This window comes from Streptomyces sp. NPDC002125, from assembly GCF_053593715.1.
Genome location: NZ_JBSFDD010000011.1, coordinates 41,938 through 58,293 on the forward strand (window position 1 = coordinate 41,938; position 16,356 = coordinate 58,293).

At 72.3% G+C, this 16,356-nt stretch carries 15 protein-coding genes; 8 read left to right on the forward strand and 7 right to left on the reverse strand.

Features of this window, described 5'->3' with window-relative positions; all coding sequences use genetic code 11:
• Positions 1-4: 4 nt before the first annotated feature.
• The 6 genes from ACWCQM_RS20045 to ACWCQM_RS20070 form a co-directional block, all read right to left on the reverse strand.
• A complete protein-coding gene (locus ACWCQM_RS20045) occupies positions 5-1,600 on the reverse strand; it encodes an acyl-CoA carboxylase subunit beta (protein WP_450916517.1) in 1,596 nt (531 codons plus the stop codon).
• Positions 1,597-3,300 (reverse strand): acyclic terpene utilization AtuA family protein, encoded by a 1,704-nt coding sequence (locus tag ACWCQM_RS20050; protein ID WP_450916518.1) that lies wholly within the window; start codon positions 3,298-3,300, stop codon positions 1,597-1,599. Before ACWCQM_RS20050 ends, ACWCQM_RS20045 begins: the two co-directional genes overlap by 4 nt.
• Complete coding sequence (locus ACWCQM_RS20055) at positions 3,297-4,103, reverse strand: TIGR03084 family metal-binding protein (RefSeq protein ID WP_450916519.1); 807 nt, start codon at positions 4,101-4,103, stop codon at positions 3,297-3,299. The genes ACWCQM_RS20050 and ACWCQM_RS20055 overlap by 4 nt, the downstream gene beginning before the upstream one ends.
• Positions 4,104-4,287: 184 nt before the next feature.
• On the reverse strand, positions 4,288-4,455 hold the full coding sequence (locus ACWCQM_RS20060) for a hypothetical protein (protein ID WP_450916520.1): 168 nt from the start codon (positions 4,453-4,455) through the stop codon (positions 4,288-4,290).
• A 68-nt stretch (positions 4,456-4,523) separates the two neighbouring features.
• Positions 4,524-5,042: a DinB family protein gene (locus tag ACWCQM_RS20065; protein ID WP_450916521.1), complete on the reverse strand. Its 519-nt coding sequence runs from the start codon at positions 5,040-5,042 to the stop codon at positions 4,524-4,526.
• Between the two features lie 92 nt (positions 5,043-5,134).
• Positions 5,135-6,079 (reverse strand): EamA family transporter, encoded by a 945-nt coding sequence (locus ACWCQM_RS20070; protein WP_450916522.1) that lies wholly within the window; start codon positions 6,077-6,079, stop codon positions 5,135-5,137.
• A gap of 160 nt (positions 6,080-6,239) precedes the next feature.
• On the opposite strand from ACWCQM_RS20070, the gene ACWCQM_RS20075 reads away from it, so the two are divergent.
• Both ACWCQM_RS20075 and ACWCQM_RS20080 read left to right on the forward strand, forming a co-directional pair.
• Positions 6,240-7,169 (forward strand): LysR family transcriptional regulator, encoded by a 930-nt coding sequence (locus tag ACWCQM_RS20075; protein WP_450916523.1) that lies wholly within the window; start codon positions 6,240-6,242, stop codon positions 7,167-7,169.
• Between the two features lie 63 nt (positions 7,170-7,232).
• Complete coding sequence (locus tag ACWCQM_RS20080; RefSeq protein WP_450916524.1) at positions 7,233-8,396, forward strand: serine hydrolase domain-containing protein; 1,164 nt, start codon at positions 7,233-7,235, stop codon at positions 8,394-8,396.
• Between the two features lie 162 nt (positions 8,397-8,558).
• Here the strand turns inward: ACWCQM_RS20080 and ACWCQM_RS20085 are convergent, their stop codons facing one another.
• Positions 8,559-10,361 carry an LCP family protein gene (locus ACWCQM_RS20085; protein WP_450916682.1) on the reverse strand — a complete coding sequence of 601 codons (1,803 nt, stop codon included), beginning with the start codon at positions 10,359-10,361 and terminating at the stop codon, positions 8,559-8,561.
• Positions 10,362-10,880: 519 nt separating this feature from the next.
• On the opposite strand from ACWCQM_RS20085, the gene ACWCQM_RS20090 reads away from it, so the two are divergent.
• From ACWCQM_RS20090 to ACWCQM_RS20115, 6 genes are read left to right on the forward strand one after another with little or no spacing between them, the layout of a single operon-like run.
• Positions 10,881-12,404 carry an ATP-binding protein gene (locus tag ACWCQM_RS20090; protein ID WP_450916525.1) on the forward strand — a complete coding sequence of 508 codons (1,524 nt, stop codon included), beginning with the start codon at positions 10,881-10,883 and terminating at the stop codon, positions 12,402-12,404.
• Entirely contained in the window at positions 12,401-12,841 is a 441-nt protein-coding gene (locus ACWCQM_RS20095; protein WP_450916526.1) for a roadblock/LC7 domain-containing protein, read from the forward strand. The genes ACWCQM_RS20090 and ACWCQM_RS20095 overlap by 4 nt, the downstream gene beginning before the upstream one ends.
• Positions 12,838-13,209 (forward strand): DUF742 domain-containing protein, encoded by a 372-nt coding sequence (locus ACWCQM_RS20100; RefSeq protein ID WP_073743968.1) that lies wholly within the window; start codon positions 12,838-12,840, stop codon positions 13,207-13,209. Before ACWCQM_RS20095 ends, ACWCQM_RS20100 begins: the two co-directional genes overlap by 4 nt.
• Entirely contained in the window at positions 13,190-13,843 is a 654-nt protein-coding gene (locus ACWCQM_RS20105; RefSeq protein WP_450916527.1) for a GTP-binding protein, read from the forward strand. The genes ACWCQM_RS20100 and ACWCQM_RS20105 overlap by 20 nt, the downstream gene beginning before the upstream one ends.
• Positions 13,840-15,075, forward strand: coding sequence for a cytochrome P450 (locus ACWCQM_RS20110; protein ID WP_450916528.1), 1,236 nt, complete (start codon positions 13,840-13,842; stop codon positions 15,073-15,075). Before ACWCQM_RS20105 ends, ACWCQM_RS20110 begins: the two co-directional genes overlap by 4 nt.
• The gene (locus ACWCQM_RS20115; protein ID WP_450916529.1) at positions 15,072-16,280 is read left to right on the forward strand and encodes a cytochrome P450 family protein; all 1,209 of its coding nucleotides are present in this window, start codon (positions 15,072-15,074) and stop codon (positions 16,278-16,280) included. Before ACWCQM_RS20110 ends, ACWCQM_RS20115 begins: the two co-directional genes overlap by 4 nt.
• Positions 16,281-16,356 lie beyond the last annotated feature (76 nt).

The following is a 16,356-nucleotide window of genomic DNA, read 5'->3' on the forward strand; positions in this document are numbered from 1 at the left end:
TGCCTCACATCCGGAAGACGCCGAAGCCGCGCGCGCCTTCGACCGGTGCCGTGTGGATCGCGGACAGGCACATCCCGAGGACGGTCCTGGTGTCGCGCGGGTCGATGACCCCGTCGTCGTACAGCCGCCCAGAGAGGAACATCGGAAGGGACTCGGACTCGATCTGCTGCTCCACCATGGCGCGCAGCCCGGCGTCGGCCTCATCGTCGTAGGGCAGCCCCTTCGCGGCGGAGGAGGCGCGGGCGACGATCGAGAGGACGCCCGCGAGCTGCTGGGGGCCCATGACGGCGGACTTGCTGCTGGGCCAGGCGAAGAGGAAGCGCGGGTCGTAGGCCCGGCCGCACATGCCGTAGTGGCCGGCGCCGTAGGAGGCGCCCATCAGCACGGACAGGTGCGGGACCCTGGAGTTCGACACCGCGTTGATCATCATCGCGCCGTGCTTGATGATGCCGCCCTGTTCGTACTCCTTGCCGACCATGTAGCCGGTGGTGTTGTGCAGGAAGAGGAGCGGGATGTCGCGCTGGTTGGCGAGCTGGATGAACTGCGCGGCCTTCTGCGACTCCTCGCTGAAGAGCACGCCCTGGGCGTTGGCGAGGATGCCGACGGGATAGCCGTGCAGCCGCGCCCAGCCGGTGACCAGGCTCGTCCCGTAGAGCGGCTTGAAGGCGTCGAAGTCCGAGCCGTCGACGAGCCGGGCGATGACCTCGCGCGGGTCGAAGGGGACCTTGAGGTCGCCGGGCACGATGCCGATCAGCTCGTCCTCGTCGTACTTCGGCGGCTCGGCCGGGCCCGGATCGGGGTGCGCCTTGCGCCAGTTGAGCCGGGCCACGATCCGCCGGGCCTGGCGCAGCGCGTCGTGCTCGTCCAGGGCGTAGTGGTCGGCGAGGCCCGAGGTGCGGGCGTGCATCTCGGCGCCGCCGAGCGACTCGTCGTCGCTCTCCTCGCCGGTGGCCATCTTCACCAGGGGCGGGCCGCCGAGGAAGACCTTGGACCGCTCCTTGATCATCACGGTGTGGTCGGACATCCCGGGGACGTAGGCCCCGCCCGCCGTGGAGTTCCCGAACACGACCGCCACGGTGGGGATTCCGGCGGCGGAAAGCCGGGTGAGGTCGCGGAAGAGGGCCCCGCCGGGGATGAAGATCTCCTTCTGCGAGGGCAGGTCGGCGCCGCCGGACTCCACGAGGGAGACGCAGGGCAGCCGGTTGGCGAAGGCGATCTCGTTGGCGCGCAGGGCCTTCTTGAGGGTCCAGGGGTTGGAGGCTCCGCCGCGTACGGTGGGGTCGTTGGCGGTGATCAGGCATTCGACGCCCTCGACGATCCCGATCCCGGTGACGAGGGACGCGCCGGTCGCGTAGTCGCTGCCCCAGGCGGCCAGCGGGGACAGTTCGAGGAACGGGGTGTCCGGGTCGACGAGCAGCTCGATCCGCTCGCGGGCGAGGAGCTTGCCGCGCCCCCGGTGCCGCGCGGTGTACTTCTCGCCGCCGCCCGCCAGGGCCTTGGCGTGCTCGGTGTCCAGTTCGGCGAGCTTGGCGAGCATGGCCTCGCGGTTCGTGGCGTATTCGGGCCCGGTGGTGTCGAGTGCGGTGGGCAGGACGCTCATGCGGTCACCTCCGTGTCGTCCAGCAGCTGTACGGGGACGGGGACATGCCGGGAGCGCAGCCACTCCCCCACCGCCTTGGCCTGCGGATCGAAGCGGGCCTGCGCGGCGACGCCCTCGCCGAGGAGGCCCCGCACGACGAAGTTGAGCGCCCGCAGTCCGGGCAGGACATGGCGCCCGACGGTGAGCCCGGCGGTCTCCGGCAGCAGTTCCCGGAACCGCTCGACGGTCAGCTCGTGGGCCAGCCACCGCCAGGCCTCGTCCGTGCGGACCCAGACGCCGACGTTGGCGTCCCCGCCCTTGTCGCCGCTGCGGGCGCCGGCGACGTACCCGAGGGGCACGGTCCGGGTGGGCCCTTGGGGCAGCGGTTCGGGCAGGGCCGGTTCGGCGACCCCGGCCAGTTCCCGGTACGGACCGGCCGCCGGGACGGTCTCCCGGGAGCCGTCGGGCAGTACGGCGACGTGCTCGACCTCGCCGGCCGGTACGTACGCGGCCTCGAAGACCCCGTACGGCGCGCCCTTGCCCGGCGGGGCGGTCACATGGAAGCCCGGGTAGCTGCCGAGCGCCAGCTCGACGGCGGCCCCGGAGACCGCCCGGCCGACCGCGTCCGCGTCCGGGTCGCGCACGACGAGCCGGAGCAGGGCGCTCGCGGTCTCCTCGGTGCCCGCGTCGGCCCGGTCGGTGCGGGCGAGCTCCCAGCGCACCTCGGCCGGCTTCGAGCCCGCGCGGTCGAGGGCGTCGGCGAACTGGTCCCGCACCAGGCGGGACTTGGCCTCGATGTCGAGCCCGGTGAGCACGAAGACGACCTCGTTGCGCCATCCGCCGAGCCGGTTGAGCCCCACCTTGAGCGTGGGCGGCGGGGCCTCGCCGCGTACGCCGTCGATCCGCACCCGGTCGGGTCCGGCCTGCGTGAGCCGTACGGTGTCGAGCCGGGCGGTGACATCGGGTCCGGGATAGCGGGCACCGCCCGTCTCGTACAGCAGTTGCGCGGTGACGGTGCCGATGTCGACGACGCCGCCGGTGCCGTCGTGCTTGGTGATGACGCTGCTGCCGTCCTCGTGTATCTCGGCGAGCGGGAACCCCGGGCGGCGGACGTCGTGGTCGCCGAAGAAGGCGTAGTTGCCGCCGGTCGCCTGGGTCCCGCACTCCAGGACGTGCCCGGCGACGACGGCTCCCGCGAGGGCGTCGTGGGCGTCGGGACCCCAGCCGAAGTGGGCGGCGGCGGGCCCGGTGACGAGGGCGGCGTCGGTGACCCGGCCGGTGACGACGACGTCGGCCCCGGCGCGCAGACAGGCGGCGATGCCCGCGCCGCCGAGGTAGGCGTTGGCGGTGAGGTAGCCGTCGGGCACGGGCCGCGCGTCGCCCTCGACGTGTGCGACGCGCACGGGGACACCGGTCCGCTCGGCCAGTTCCCGTACGGCGTCGGCGAGTCCGGCCGGATTCAGCCCGCCGGCGTTGGTGACGATCCTCACCCCGCGTTCGTGGGCGAGCCCGAGGCTCTCCTCCAGCTGCCTCAGGAACGTCGAGGCGTATCCGCGCTTCGGGTCCTTGAGGCGGCTGCGGCCCAGGATCAGCATGGTGAGTTCGGCGAGGTAGTCCCCGGTCAGGACGTCGAGCGGACCGCCGGTGAGCATGTCGCGGACGGCGTCGAACCGGTCGCCGTAGAAGCCGGACGCGTTGCCGATGCGCAGCGGCCGGGTCATCGGTCCGCCTTCGGGGGCCGTCCGGGTCCGGCCGGTCCGGCGAAGGCCTGCGCGATGTCCAGCCACCGGTCGGCGTCCGCGCCCACGGCCTCGACGGCGAGGTCGTCACGGTGGGCGCGCTGGGTGACGAGCAGGCAGAAGTCGAGGAGCGGCCCGGTGACCCGCTGGGCGGCCTCCTCGGGCCCGTACACGGTCGGTCCGCCGTCCTCGGCCAGCAGTTCCACCCGGAACTGCTCTGCGGGTGGTCGCTGGCCCCGGACGAAGTAGGCGTAGTCCCGGGCCCGTACGCCGATCCTGGCGACGTGCCGCAGCCGGGCGGTCGGCTTGCGGGCGACGCCGAGCGCGTCGGCGACGTCCTGGCCGTGCGCCCAGGTCTCCATGAGCCGCGCGGACGCCATCGACGCCACGCTCATGGGCGGCCCGTACCAGGGCAGCTTCGCCCCCGCGGGCGCCGCGCGCAGGGCGTCCTGGAGCCGGGCCCGCCCTTCCCGCCACTCCACGAGCAGCGCCTCGGGCGTCAGCGCGGCCACCGCCTCCCCGGCCGCCTCGTCGACGAAGCTGTCCGGCGCGGCCAGCGCCTTCTCGACCTCGGCGGCGAAGGCACCGGGCTCGGTGGCGGCGACGAGCGCGACCTCGTCGGTCCAGTTGAGATGGGCGATCTGGTGGGCGACGGTCCACCCCTCGGCGGGGGTGGGCACGGTCCACTCGTGCGCACTCAACCCGGCTACCAGCAGGTCGAGTTCGTCGCTCTCCTCACGCAGGTCGTCGAGCACGGCGACGGTCACGGCCGATGCGTCGGACACGGTGCGCTCCCCTCGGGGCGTGGCGGTGTGCCCCGGAGCATGCCAGCGCCCCATAAAACAAGCAAGCATGCTTGCATGATTTATTCGCCCGCGCCGGTGGGGGGCTTTCCCGGCCTACGGGGGCACAAGGTGTCGGCCGGACGCCGCTGACCGTCTCCGCCCGCCCGTCCGCCCGCTCGGCCTGCTACTCCGTGCGGTCGCCCTCGGCCTGCGAGGGTTCGGTCCGGGGGACGTCGGGGTGCGTCTCGGAGGCCGTGCCCCGCACGGACGGCTCGTCGCGCTCTCCCTCGGCCTGCGAGGGGGTGTGCGAGTACAGCCCGGCGTACTCGTCGGTTTCCTTGGGGGCTCCCATGCGCGGGCCTCCTTCCTCGGCTCCCTTCCATCGTCCCTCCGGCGCCCCGTCCCGGCGCGGTGGGCCCGTCACTGCCTCTTCGACGCCGCTTCGGCCATCTTCGCCGTGGTGCTGGCACCGTCCAGGGCCTCGCGGATGATGTCGGCGTGGCCGCTGTGGTGGGCGATCTCGCGGAAGATGTGCCACAGGACGCGGCGGACGGTCCAGACGTCCGGCTCCGGGGGCGACCAGGGGTACTGGGGCAGCGTGACCTCGCGGTCGAGGTCGGTCTCCTCGCGCACCGTACGGTCGAAATCGGCCGCCGCCGCATGGAAGGCCTCCAGCAGTCCGGGCACCGTCTCGTCGTCGGTCATCCGGTTGCCGTCGGGGTCGAGGTCCGACCAGTCGATCTTGGCGGGGGCGGTGCCCTCGACGACGTCGAGCCAGCTGCGCTGCACGAGTCCGAGGTGCTTCAGGAGTCCGCCGAGGGTCAGCTCGCTGACCGTGGTCCGGGCGCGGGCCCCGGCGTCGTCGAGCTCCGCGACGGTGTAGAGAAAGTTCGTGCGCTGATCCGTCACGAGGGCGAGGAGATCGTCGTGCTCCGGCATGTGTTCCTCCAGGTCGGCCGTCGCGACCACCCTAGGATCGGACGCCCGGCCGCGCAGGGGGAACGGAGAGGCCCCCCCCGCGCGCGACGGCCTCAGCGCTTCCGGGAGCGCCGCCCCTGACTGCGTACGGCGCCCATGCTCGCCCCGATGACCAGGGCGATGGCCACGGCGTCCGTCGAGGAGAGGGCCTGGTCGAGGATGAGGAAGCCCGCCGTGGCGGCGATGGCCGGTTCGAGGCTCATCAGGATCGCGAAGGTGGGGGCGGGCAGCCTCCGCAGGGCCATCAGCTCCAGGGTGTACGGGAGGACCGAGCTCAGCAGGGCCACGGCGATGCCCAGGCCGAGCGTGGTGGGGACCACGAGCTTCGAGCCGGCCTCCATGATGCCGAGGGGCAGCGAGAGCACCGCCGCCACCACCATGGCCAGCGCCAGGCCGTCCGCCTGCGGGAAGCGGCGGCCGGTGCGGGCGCTGAAGACGATGTACGCCGCCCACATGGCGCCGGCGGCCAGGGCGTACGCCGCTCCGACCGGGTCCAGGCGGTCGAAGCCGCCGCCGCTGAGCAGAGCGACACCGCCGAGCGCCAGGGCCGCCCAGACGAGGTTGACCAGCCGGCGGGAGGCGACCACGGACAGGACCAGCGGGCCCAGGACCTCCAGGGTGACGGCGGCGCCCAGCGGGATGCGTTCGAGGGAGAGGTAGAAGAGCGTGTTCATGGCGCCCATCGCCACGCCGAACGCCACCACGGTGCCCCAGTCGGAGCGCGAGTGCCCCCGCAGCTTCGGCCGGCAGACGACCAGCAGGACCACCGCCGCGGCGGCGAGGCGGAGCGTGACGACCCCGAGCGCCCCGGCCTTGGGCATCAGCAGGACCGCGACCGCCGCGCCGAACTGGACGGAGAGCCCGCTCGCCACCACCAGCGCGATCGGGCCGAGCGCGGGCCTGCCACCACCGGGGCGGTCCGGCGCGTCGAACGCGGCCACCGCCTCCGGTACGGCAACCGCTGCGGCCGGCTCTACGGCAGCGCGCGAGTCCTTCACCAGGAACCTCTCATCCAGTCTCGTTCAGCTTCGCTCAGTACAATACATTGAACCAGAGGTGCACGATACGACACCGAGGAGTGGTCGCCCACATCCTCACGTTAGGGACCGGCGCGCCTCCCGTGAAATGCCGATTGCTCTCCCGTTATGCTCCGGACGCATGAGCACTGGACAGGGCACGGGCAACGGTGGACGAGGGATCGAGATCCGCCATCTGCGGGCCTTCCTGGCCATCGCCGACGAGGGCAGCGTCACCCGCGCGGCCACCCGGCTCCGGGTCACCCAGCCCGTGGTCTCCCGTACGCTCGCGGCCCTGGAGAGGCAGCTGGGTGTGCGGCTCGTCGACCGGTCGACCCACCACCTCGCCCTGACCCCCGAGGGCGTCGCCTTCCGCGACAAGGCCACCGCCGCGGTCGGCGCCTTCGACGAGGCCCTCGACCCCGGACGGCTGCGGCACTGGCCGCTACGGCTCGGGCACGCCTGGTCCGCGTTCGGCCCGTACACCACACCGCTGCTGCGGACCTGGCAGCAGCGGTATCCGTCGACCCCGCTCGAACTGCTGCGCATCGACGACCGTACGGCGGGGCTCACCCGGGGCGAGGTGGACGCGGCACTGCTGCGCGGGCCCGTGGACACCCCGGGGCTGGCCACCGAGGTGCTGTTCACGGAGGGCCGGGTGGCCGCCGTCGCCGCCGACGGACCGCTCGCCGGCCGCGCCTCGCTCTCGCTGGCCGACCTGACCGGCGACCCCATCGTCCTGAACACCGTCTCGGGGGCCACCACGCTCGGCCTCTGGCCGCCCGAGGCGCGCCCCGCCGCCACCCTCACGGTCGCCAACACCGACGACTGGCTCACCGCGATCGCGGCCGGGCGCGGCAACGGGGTCTCGGGGGCGTCGACCTCGGGGATGCACCCGCACGCGGGGGTCACCTACGTGCCGCTGGACGACGCCCCGCCGCTGCCCGTCCTGCTGGCCCGCAGGGACGGGCCGGGCCATCCGGCGCTGCCCCGGCTGGCGGCGCTCGCCCGCGAGATCGTGGCGCGCGAACAGCGGGAACCACCCGGAAATTTCACGCCACAGGGGGAATGAAGCCTGGCGGCAAGGGAGTTGGCAGACCTGTACCGGTCGGGTCGATCAGCTCTGGGGGCACTCATGACGGACACAGACGGCACCATCACCGTGCACGGCACGGTGGCGGCGGGCTTCGAGGGCGTACGGGAGGAGTTCGCCGCCGTACTCGCCGCGGACCACACGGAGCCCGGCGGCCAGCTCGCGGTGTACCGGGACGGCCGGCTCGTAGTGGACCTGTGGGCCGGGGAGGGCATCGACGGGGACTCGCTGCCCGCCGTGTACTCCTCCACCAAGGGCGCCGCCCATCTCGTCGTGGCCCTGCTCGTCCAGGACGGCGTCATCGATCCGGAGCGTACGGTCGCCTCGTACTGGCCGGAGTTCGCCGAGGGCGGCAAGGGCGAGCTGACCGTCCGCGAGCTGGTGTCGCACCGTGCCGGGCTGGTCTGGGCTGACGGCGGCTTCACCGCGGAGGAGCTGGCCGACGACCGGCTGATCGCCGCGCGGCTGGCCGGACAGCGGCCCTACTGGACGCCCGGCACGGAGTACGGCTACCACGCGCTCGTGATCGGCGCCCTCACCGGCGAGGTGGTCCGGCGGGCCACCGGACGGTCCATCCAGGAGCTCTTCGAGGAGCGGGTGCGCGCCCCGTACGGGCTGGACTTCCACCTGGGCCTGCCCGAGGCGCTGGAGTCCCGGTACGTGGACATCAGGCCCGGCGTCCCCACCCCGGAGCAGACGGCGGAGATGGCGGCGAACCCGCTCGACCCGGACAGCCTGCGGGCACTCGCGTTCGGCTTCGGCGGGAACGAGCCGCTCGATCTCATCGCCCTCGTCAACAACCGCGCGCTGCGCGCGCTCGGCCCGGCGTCGGTCGGCGGCGTGGGCTCGGCGCGAGGGCTCGCGGGCATGTACGCCGCCGCGGTCACCGGGCTGGACGGCCGGGCGCCGCTCCTCACCCCGGAGTCGGTGGCGGAGGCCGGCCGGGTGCGGTGGAAGGGCACCGACCTGGTGACCGGCGAGACCGACCACTTCGCCCTCGGCTTCGAGGCGTCGCAGGCGGTCTACCCGGCCCTGGGCGAGGGCGCCTTCGGCCACTCCGGGGCGGCGGGCTCGCAGGCGTACGCCGATCCCGCGAGCGGTGTGGCCTACGGCTACACCCGGCGGCGCTTCGCCCTGCCGGGCGGTGCGGCCCCGGAGAACGAGCGGCTCTCGGCGGCGGTCAGCGAGGCCGTCGCGAAGCTCTGACACCCGGGGGCCGTACGGCCACGGGGTCCGTCAGGACCGGGACAGCGACGATGCGCCCCAGCCGCACCACGGGCGCCGTTGAACACCCGGGCCGCCGGAGGCCGCCCGAACGGCGCCCGGCCCCCGCACATCGTGCGGGGGCCGGGCGCCGTTGCGAGGGGGCTACTTGGCGCAGACCGCCTTGTCCGCCTCCACCCGCTGGATGTCCTCCGGGGCCTTCTGCGGCGCGGTGAGCGGGCTGCCCGCCGTCTTGAAGTCCGGGCCCAGCGTCAGCACCATCGGGTCCATCTCGCCCGCGTCCGTCGTCGTCGGCTTGAGGGCCGAGGCCGAGAGGCCCATCAAGTCGGCCAGCCGCCGGGCCTGGTCGGCCTGGTTGGGGGCGTAGACGAGCTGCGTCTTCTTCACGTCCGCGGGGGCGTTCGCCTTGTTGGTGGACTTCAGCACGCCCTCTTCGTTCTGAAGCCAGTCCAGTGCGTTCTGTGCGGAGCCCGCCGGGGCCCCGCCGTTGTAGACGTCGACCCTCACGTCCGCCGGGTCGGCCATCTCGCCCTTCAGCTTGGCGTCCGCAGCGGCCTTGGCCGCGGCCTTCTCCTGCTTCTCGACGGCGGTGAAGGAGACGTCCTCGCGCATCATCGAGAAGACCTGGGGGGCCTTGGACTCGTCGAGGATGACGGTGGCCTTGTCGTTCGGGTTGTCCAGCACCGGGACCGTGGTGAAGGTGATGTTCTTCGGGTCGACCGAGGCCAGCTCCATGCCCAGCTTGCGCAGCTGGTTGATGTCGGCGATCTTGTCGTCGACCGTGAGCGCCTTGGTGGCCGCTTCCGCGAGGGACCACATCTTGGTGGGGCTCGTCAGGGTGTCGTTGGACTTCAGCTTGCGCATCAGCGAGCCGAGGAACTGCTGCTGGATCTCGATGCGGCTCAGGTCGCTGCCGAAGCCGACGGAGTGACGGGTACGCAGGAAGGCGAGGGCCTGCTCGCCCTGGAGGGTGTGCTCGCCCTTGGACAGCTTGAGGTGCGAGTCCTTGTCGTCGATGTCCTTGGCGAGGCAGACGTCCACGCCGCCGACCGCGGTGGTCAGGGACTTGACCGCGTTGAAGTCGGCCACCATGAAGTGGTCGGGCGTGATGCCGGTGAGCTCGGTGACGGTGCGCATGGTGCAGCTGGGGGTGCGGTCGGACTGTCCGAGGCTGGTGTTGAACCGCCCGCCGGTGGTCGCGGGGATGTCCTTCTTGGAGCCGTCCTCCATCGTGGTCGGACAGTTCGGGATGTCCGTTATCAGGTCACGAGGGATGCTCAGCGCGGTGGCGTTCGTACGGTCCTTGGAGACGTGGAAGAGGATGTTGGTGTCGGCGTGGCCGACACTGCCGGCGTCCCCGTACCCCTCGTTGCCCGCGCCGGTCCGCTTGTCGGTCCCGATCACCAGGACGTTGATCGCCCGGTCCTTGCTGAAGCCGCCGGTACCCGCGCCGTCGGTGGAGACGGCGGTGATGTTGCCGTTGAAGTGCTGGTAGACGAGATAGCCCGCGGTACCGGTGCCCACCAGCAGGAAGGCGAGCACGCCGCCGGTCCACACCAGGGCCTTCTTCTTGCGCGACTTCCTGGGCTTCGCCTTGCGGCGCCCGGCCGCCGGCGGTGCCGCTCGGCCGCCCGCCCTGCGCCCCTCGTCGCGGTCGCCCGGCCTGCGGCTCTCGTCCCGGTCTCCGCGTCCGCCGCCGGAGCCCCTGCGCCCGCCGCGCTGTCCGGGCACGGCGGCCCGGTCGTCCTCCGGCGGGGTCACGGGGCCCCGTCCGCGGCGCGGGCCGGGAGTCCTGGCATCGGAGGCACCACGGCCGGAACCGGACGACGCGGACGATCGCCCTGAGGAAGGGGTCAGTCGCAGTTCGTAATCACCGGTGTCCGGATTGAGTACCCACTGGTCTGCGGGGTCGATGCCTTCGTCCCGCCCACGGCCTTGCGCGTCCACGGTTGCTGCGTCCTCCGTCGGGGCCACGCGGCGCCTCCCCCTTCAAGGCGCGCGGTGTGTCTTACGGCAGTGCCCGACCTGGCAGGCCGACTGCACCGGAGCGCTCACATTAGCTGGCCACCGGCTCACGGGCGACGATCGTGACAATTCAAGCCTCACACAGGGGACATAACGCGACATTTATCGCTACTCACCCGCCCGTCCAGGTGCTTGACCCGACGGACAGCATCCGAAGGGATCGACAAGGGCCCTTTCCGGCCAGATTTCAAACAGAAGTGGCCACAAGGAATCCCCAAACAAGTCGCCAATTCTCCTATAGTTGCCGTGACTTGATCAGGAACAATCAGCTCCAGTTGTGGTTCTTTCACCACCACCACACCGGAACATCCTGATTGCCCCACTTGTCACACCTGCACCTCTCGTGACATCCGCAACACCCGCACCTCTCGCCGTACCCGCAGTACCGCACCTGCGTCACACCTGTCCCTTCCCTCGCACCGTCCGCCCCAAGGACTCCGATTGCGCCCTCAACTCCGGCAGACCGCGCTCGCCCTGCTGATCTCGGCAGCCGTTACCGGTTCCCTGTGCCTGTGGGCGGTCTCCGCCGCCCCCGACTCGGTACGGGCCCCGCTGTCGTGGGGGGCGGCAGCAGCCGCCGTGCTGCTGTGCGTCGCGGTGACCGTCACCGTTCACACACTCGCCACCGCGCGCAATCTGCGCGCCCTGCGCGCGGCCGACGCCGAGCGCTTCACCGCCGAGACCTCGCGCCTCGTCTCGACCTCCGCCGCCGAGGCCCAGCGCTTCACCGCCGAGACCGCCCGGATCAGGGCTGCCGCGTCGGCTGAGGCGGCCAGGGTCACCGCCGAGGCGGACGACCGGGTCGCCCGGGTCACCGTCGAGGCCACCGAGCAGCACGAGCGGCTCACCGCCGAGGCCGCCCGGCTGACCGCCCGCGCCCGGCGCAGCGAGACCGAGCGCGCCGCCGCCGTCGCCGCCTGCGCCAACGCCGCGGGCCGGATGCAGGCCCTGGCCACCAGCATGCTGGCCGACCTGCGCGAGATGGAGCACCGGCACACCGCCGAGGACGTGCTCGGCGATCTGCTGCACCTGGACCACCGCACGGCCCAGGCGGGCCGTCTCGCCGACTCCATCGCCGTGCTGACCGGCGCGCGCTCCGGGCGCCGCTGGGCGAAGCCGATCGTCATGGAGTCGATCCTGCGCGGCGCGATGGGCCGGATCGGCAGCTACCAGCGCATCCGCCTCCACTCGACCAGCGATGTCGCCATCGCGGGCCACGCCGCCGAGGGCGTCATGCACGCCCTGGCGGAGATCCTCGACAACGCTGCCAACTTCTCGCCGCCCACCGCCGAGGTCCACGTGTACGTCGAGGAGGTGCCGGCGGGCATCGTCGTCACCGTCGAGGACAGCGGCCTCGTGATGAGCGATGTGCAGCTGCGCCGCGCCGAGCGCGCCGTGTCCGCCGACGACCAGGACCTCACCGCCATCTCCGGCACCCGGCTCGGCCTCGCCGTCGTCGGCCGGCTGGCGCGGAAGCACGGCCTGACCGTCTCCTTCCGGCCCTCGGCGCGCGGCGGTACCGGCGCGCTGATCATGCTGCCGCAGGAGCTCATCTCCCGTACGACGGCTCCCGCGCCCCTCGCGGACGCCGACCGGCGCCCGGAGCCGCAGCCCGAGCCGGAGCCGGACCACTCGACCCCGGGCTCCGAGGGCCGGTCCGCGGGCCGCACCCCGGAGAGGGCGGCGGACACCGCGGGGTCCGCGCCCCGGACCGCGTCCGGCACGCCGGAGTCCGCGGCCGAATCCACCGGCTCCGTCCCCCAGGTCGGCGAGAGCGGCCTGCCCAAGCGACGCCGCGGCCGCACCCTGGCCGCCGCCGAAGCCCGTACCGGCAACGCCGCCCCCGGCGACGCCGACTCCCCCCGGCCCCGTACCACCGACCCGAAGGTCCAGGCTGCCCGCTTCAGCACCTTCAGCCAGGCGGTACGTGCCAATTCACCGCACCCGGAAGGCAACACCCGATGAGCGCGACGACCGACGAGAAGCTCAACTGGCTGCTGGAGGGCCTGCTCGACCGCACGCCCGGCGCCCGGCACGCACTGGTCCTGTCCCGGGACGGCCTCAAGCTGTGCCGGACCCCCGAGCTCTCCGTCGACCAGGCCGACCAGCTGGCCGCGATCTCCGCCGGCATCCAGAGCCTGTCGCACGGCGCGTCCATCGAGTTCGGTGACGGCACCGGCGGAGTACGGTCCGCGATGACCGAGTTCTACGGCGGTGTGCTGTTCATCGTCGAAGCCGGTGCGGGCGCCCACCTGGCGGTCGTGGCGGCGGAGGACTCCGACGTCGGCCTCGTCGGCCACAACATGAGCGAGCTCGTCGAGCAGCTCGGCGAATACCTCGTCGCCCCGCCGCGTGCCTCCTCCGACACCGTGGCCACCGCCGCGGAGACAGCGGACGTATGACGCAGCTACCGCGCCCCCGCCCCGGCCGCGACGACGATCCGGACCGGCTGTACACCCTCACGGGTGGCCGCAGCCGGTCCGACTCGGCCGCGTTCGACCTGGTCACGCTCGTCGTCGCCGAGTGCGAACCGAGCGCCGGGATGCAGTCGGAACACGTCGCGATCCTGCGGATGTGTGACAGCCCCACCGCGGTCGTCGAGATCTCGGCAACCCTGAACCTGCCCGTCAGCATCGTCCGCATCATGCTGTGCGACCTGCTCGACACCGGCCGGATCAGCGCCCGCCATCCCCGTACTGCACGTGTCGAGGACCGTCTCCCCGACACCGACACCCTGGAACAGGTGCTCGTTGGACTCCGCAACCTCTGACCGTGCCGCCCTGCAGGCGACGGCCGACAACGGACTGAAGATCGTCGTCGTCGGCGGCTTCGGGGTCGGCAAGACCACCATGGTCCGTTCCGTGAGCGAGATCCGTCCGCTCAACACGGAGGAGACCATGACCCGTGCGGGCGAGGACGTCGACGACCTCGACGGTGTGCACTCCAAGACGTCCACCACCGTCGCCTTCGACTTCGGCCGCATCACGCTCGACGCGCGGTCGGTCCTCTACCTCTTCGGCGCGCCCGGCCAGGAACGCTTCTGGTACCTCTGGGACAGCCTCTTCTCGGGCACCCTGGGCGCCGTCGTCCTCGTCGACACCCGGCGGCTCGCCGACTCCTGGTACGCCATCGACCGGCTGGAGCACCACGGCACGCCGTTCATCGTGGCGTGCAACGACTTCGGCGGTCCGCTCCACACCGAGCAGCAGATCCGCGAGGCGCTGGACCTCTCCCCCGAGGTCCCGCTCGTGGAGTGCGACGCCCGGGACCGCTCGTCCAGCAAGTACGTCCTGATCACGCTGGTCGAGCACCTCTACGCCCTCTCCGTCGCCCGCGAGAAGAGCGCCGGCGCGGCTGCGGGCGCCATGACCGCCGCGGCGATGACCCCGGAGCGCACGCCATGACCAAGTGCCCCATGTCCCAGAACTTCGCCCCGCTGTCCGGTCCCCGGTTCCAGACCGACCCCGTGCAGCTGTACCGGGACATGCGCCGGGACAACGGCGCCGTGGCACCCGTCGTGCTGGACGGCGACGTCCCCGCGTGGCTGATCCTCGGCTACCGCGAGCTGCACCAGGTGACCAACGACCCGGTGCTCTTCAGCCGGGACTCGGAGCTGTGGAACCAGTGGGAGCACATCCCGGACAACTGGCCGCTGCTGCCGATGATCGGGCGAAAGCAGCCGTCGATCCTCTACACGGTCGGTGAGCGGCACACCGTCCGCGCGGCCATGATCAGCAACGCGCTGGAGGCCGTCGACCCGTTCGCGCTCAATCGGTACGCGGAGGAGTTCGCCGACGACCTCATCGACCGCTTCTGCGCCACCGGCAGGACCGACATCATCGCCGAGTACGCGATGCTGCTGCCCGCCCGTGTCCTCGCGAAGCTCTACGGCTTCAGCGACGAGGTCGGCGGCCCGCTCGTGGGCGCGCTGAACGACATGATCGACGGCCGCGAGCGCGCGCTGGCCGGGCAGCAGCACCTGGCCGCCGCCATGGGGCAGCTCCTCGCCGACAAGCTGGCCGGGCCCGGCGACGACGTCGCGTCGCGGATGCTCCAGGACCCGGGCGGCTTCAGCGTCGAGGAGGTCGCCCAGGACCTCATGGTGATGATGGCCGCGGGCCACCAGCCGACCGCCGACTGGATCGGCAACTCGCTGCGGCTGATGCTGACCGACGACCGTTTCGCCGCGTCGCTCTCGGGCGGCCGGCACAGCGTCGGCGAGGCCATGAACGAGGTGCTCTGGGAGGACACGCCCACCCAGAACGTGGCGGGCCGCTGGGCCTCCCGCGACACCCACCTCGGCGGGCGCCACATCCGCGCCGGCGACCTGCTGCTCCTCGGCATAGCCGCCGCCAACGGCGACCCCCAGGTGCGTACCGACGGCTCCGCGCTGACCGGCGGCAACAACGCGTTCCTCTCCTTCGGACACGGCGAGCACCGCTGCCCGTTCCCGGCCCAGGAGACCGCGGAGGTCATCGCCCGTACGGGGATCGAGGTGCTCCTGGACCGGCTCCCGGACGTGGACCTCGCCGTCCCCGCGGACAAGCTGACCCGGCGTCCTTCCCCGTGGCTGCGCGGACTGACGGACCTGCCGGTGCACTTCACGCCCACTCCCGCACTTGGAGGCCAGAAATGACCCGGATCGTCCTCGATCCCTTCGTCACCGACCTCGACGCCGAGAGCGCCGCGCTGCGCGCCGCGGGCCCGCTGGCCGAGGTGGAGCTCCCCGGAGGGGTGCACTGCTACGCGGTGACGCATCACGCGGAGGCCCGCCAGCTGCTCACCGACAGCCGCGTGGTGAAGGACATCAACGTCTGGAACGCCTGGCAGCGCGGCGAGATCCCGATGGACTGGCCGCTGATCGGTCTCGTCAACCCGGGCCGCTCCATGCTGACCGTCGACGGCGCCGACCACCGCAGGCTGCGCACCCTCGTCGCGCAGGCGCTGACGGTGAAGCGGGTGGAGCGGCTGCGGTCGAGCATCGAGGCGCTGACGAACGCCTCCCTGGACCGGCTGGCGGCGCACCCCAAGGGCGAGACGGTCGATCTGAAGGCGGAGTTCGCCTATCCGCTGCCGATGAACGTCATCAGCGAGCTGATGGGCGTGGACGCGGCCGACCACCCCCGGCTGAAGGAGCTGTTCGAGAAGTTCTTCTCGACGCAGACCCCGCCGGAGGAGGTCCCGCAGATGATGGCGGACCTCGGCACCCTCTTCACGAAGATCGTCGACGACAAGCGGGCCAACCCGGGCGACGACCTGACCAGCGCCCTGATCGCGGCGTCCGAGGACGGCGACCACCTCACCAACGAGGAGATCGTCAACACGCTGCAGCTGATCATCGCGGCCGGTCACGAGACGACGATCAGCCTGGTCGTCAACGTCGTGGAGGCGCTCCAGACCCACCCCGAGCAGCGCAAGCGCGTGCTGAGCGGCGAGGTCCCGTGGGAGAACGTGATCGAGGAGACTCTGCGCTGGAACACCCCGACCTCGCACGTCCTGATCCGTTTCGCGACCGAGGACATCGAGGTCGGCGACAAGATCCTGCCCAAGGGTGAGGGCCTGCTCATCTCCTTCGGCGCGCTGGGCCGGGACGAGAAGCAGTACGGGCCCACCGCCGGGGAGTTCGACATCACCCGCTCCCCCAACCGCCACATCGCCTTCGGCCACGGCCCGCACGTCTGCCCGGGCGCCGCGCTGTCCCGGCTGGAGGCGGGGGTGGCCCTGCCCGCGCTGTACGAGCGCTTCCCCGACCTGGACCTCGCGGTACCGGCCTCCGAGCTGCGGAACAAGCCGATCGTGACCCAGAACGACCTGCACGAGCTCCCCGTCGACCTGGGCTGAGCCCGGCGGACCTCCGCCATGGTTCCGTGCGGCGCGGGCGCCCGCTGCCCGCGCCGCACGGGCGCGGAGGGGGCCC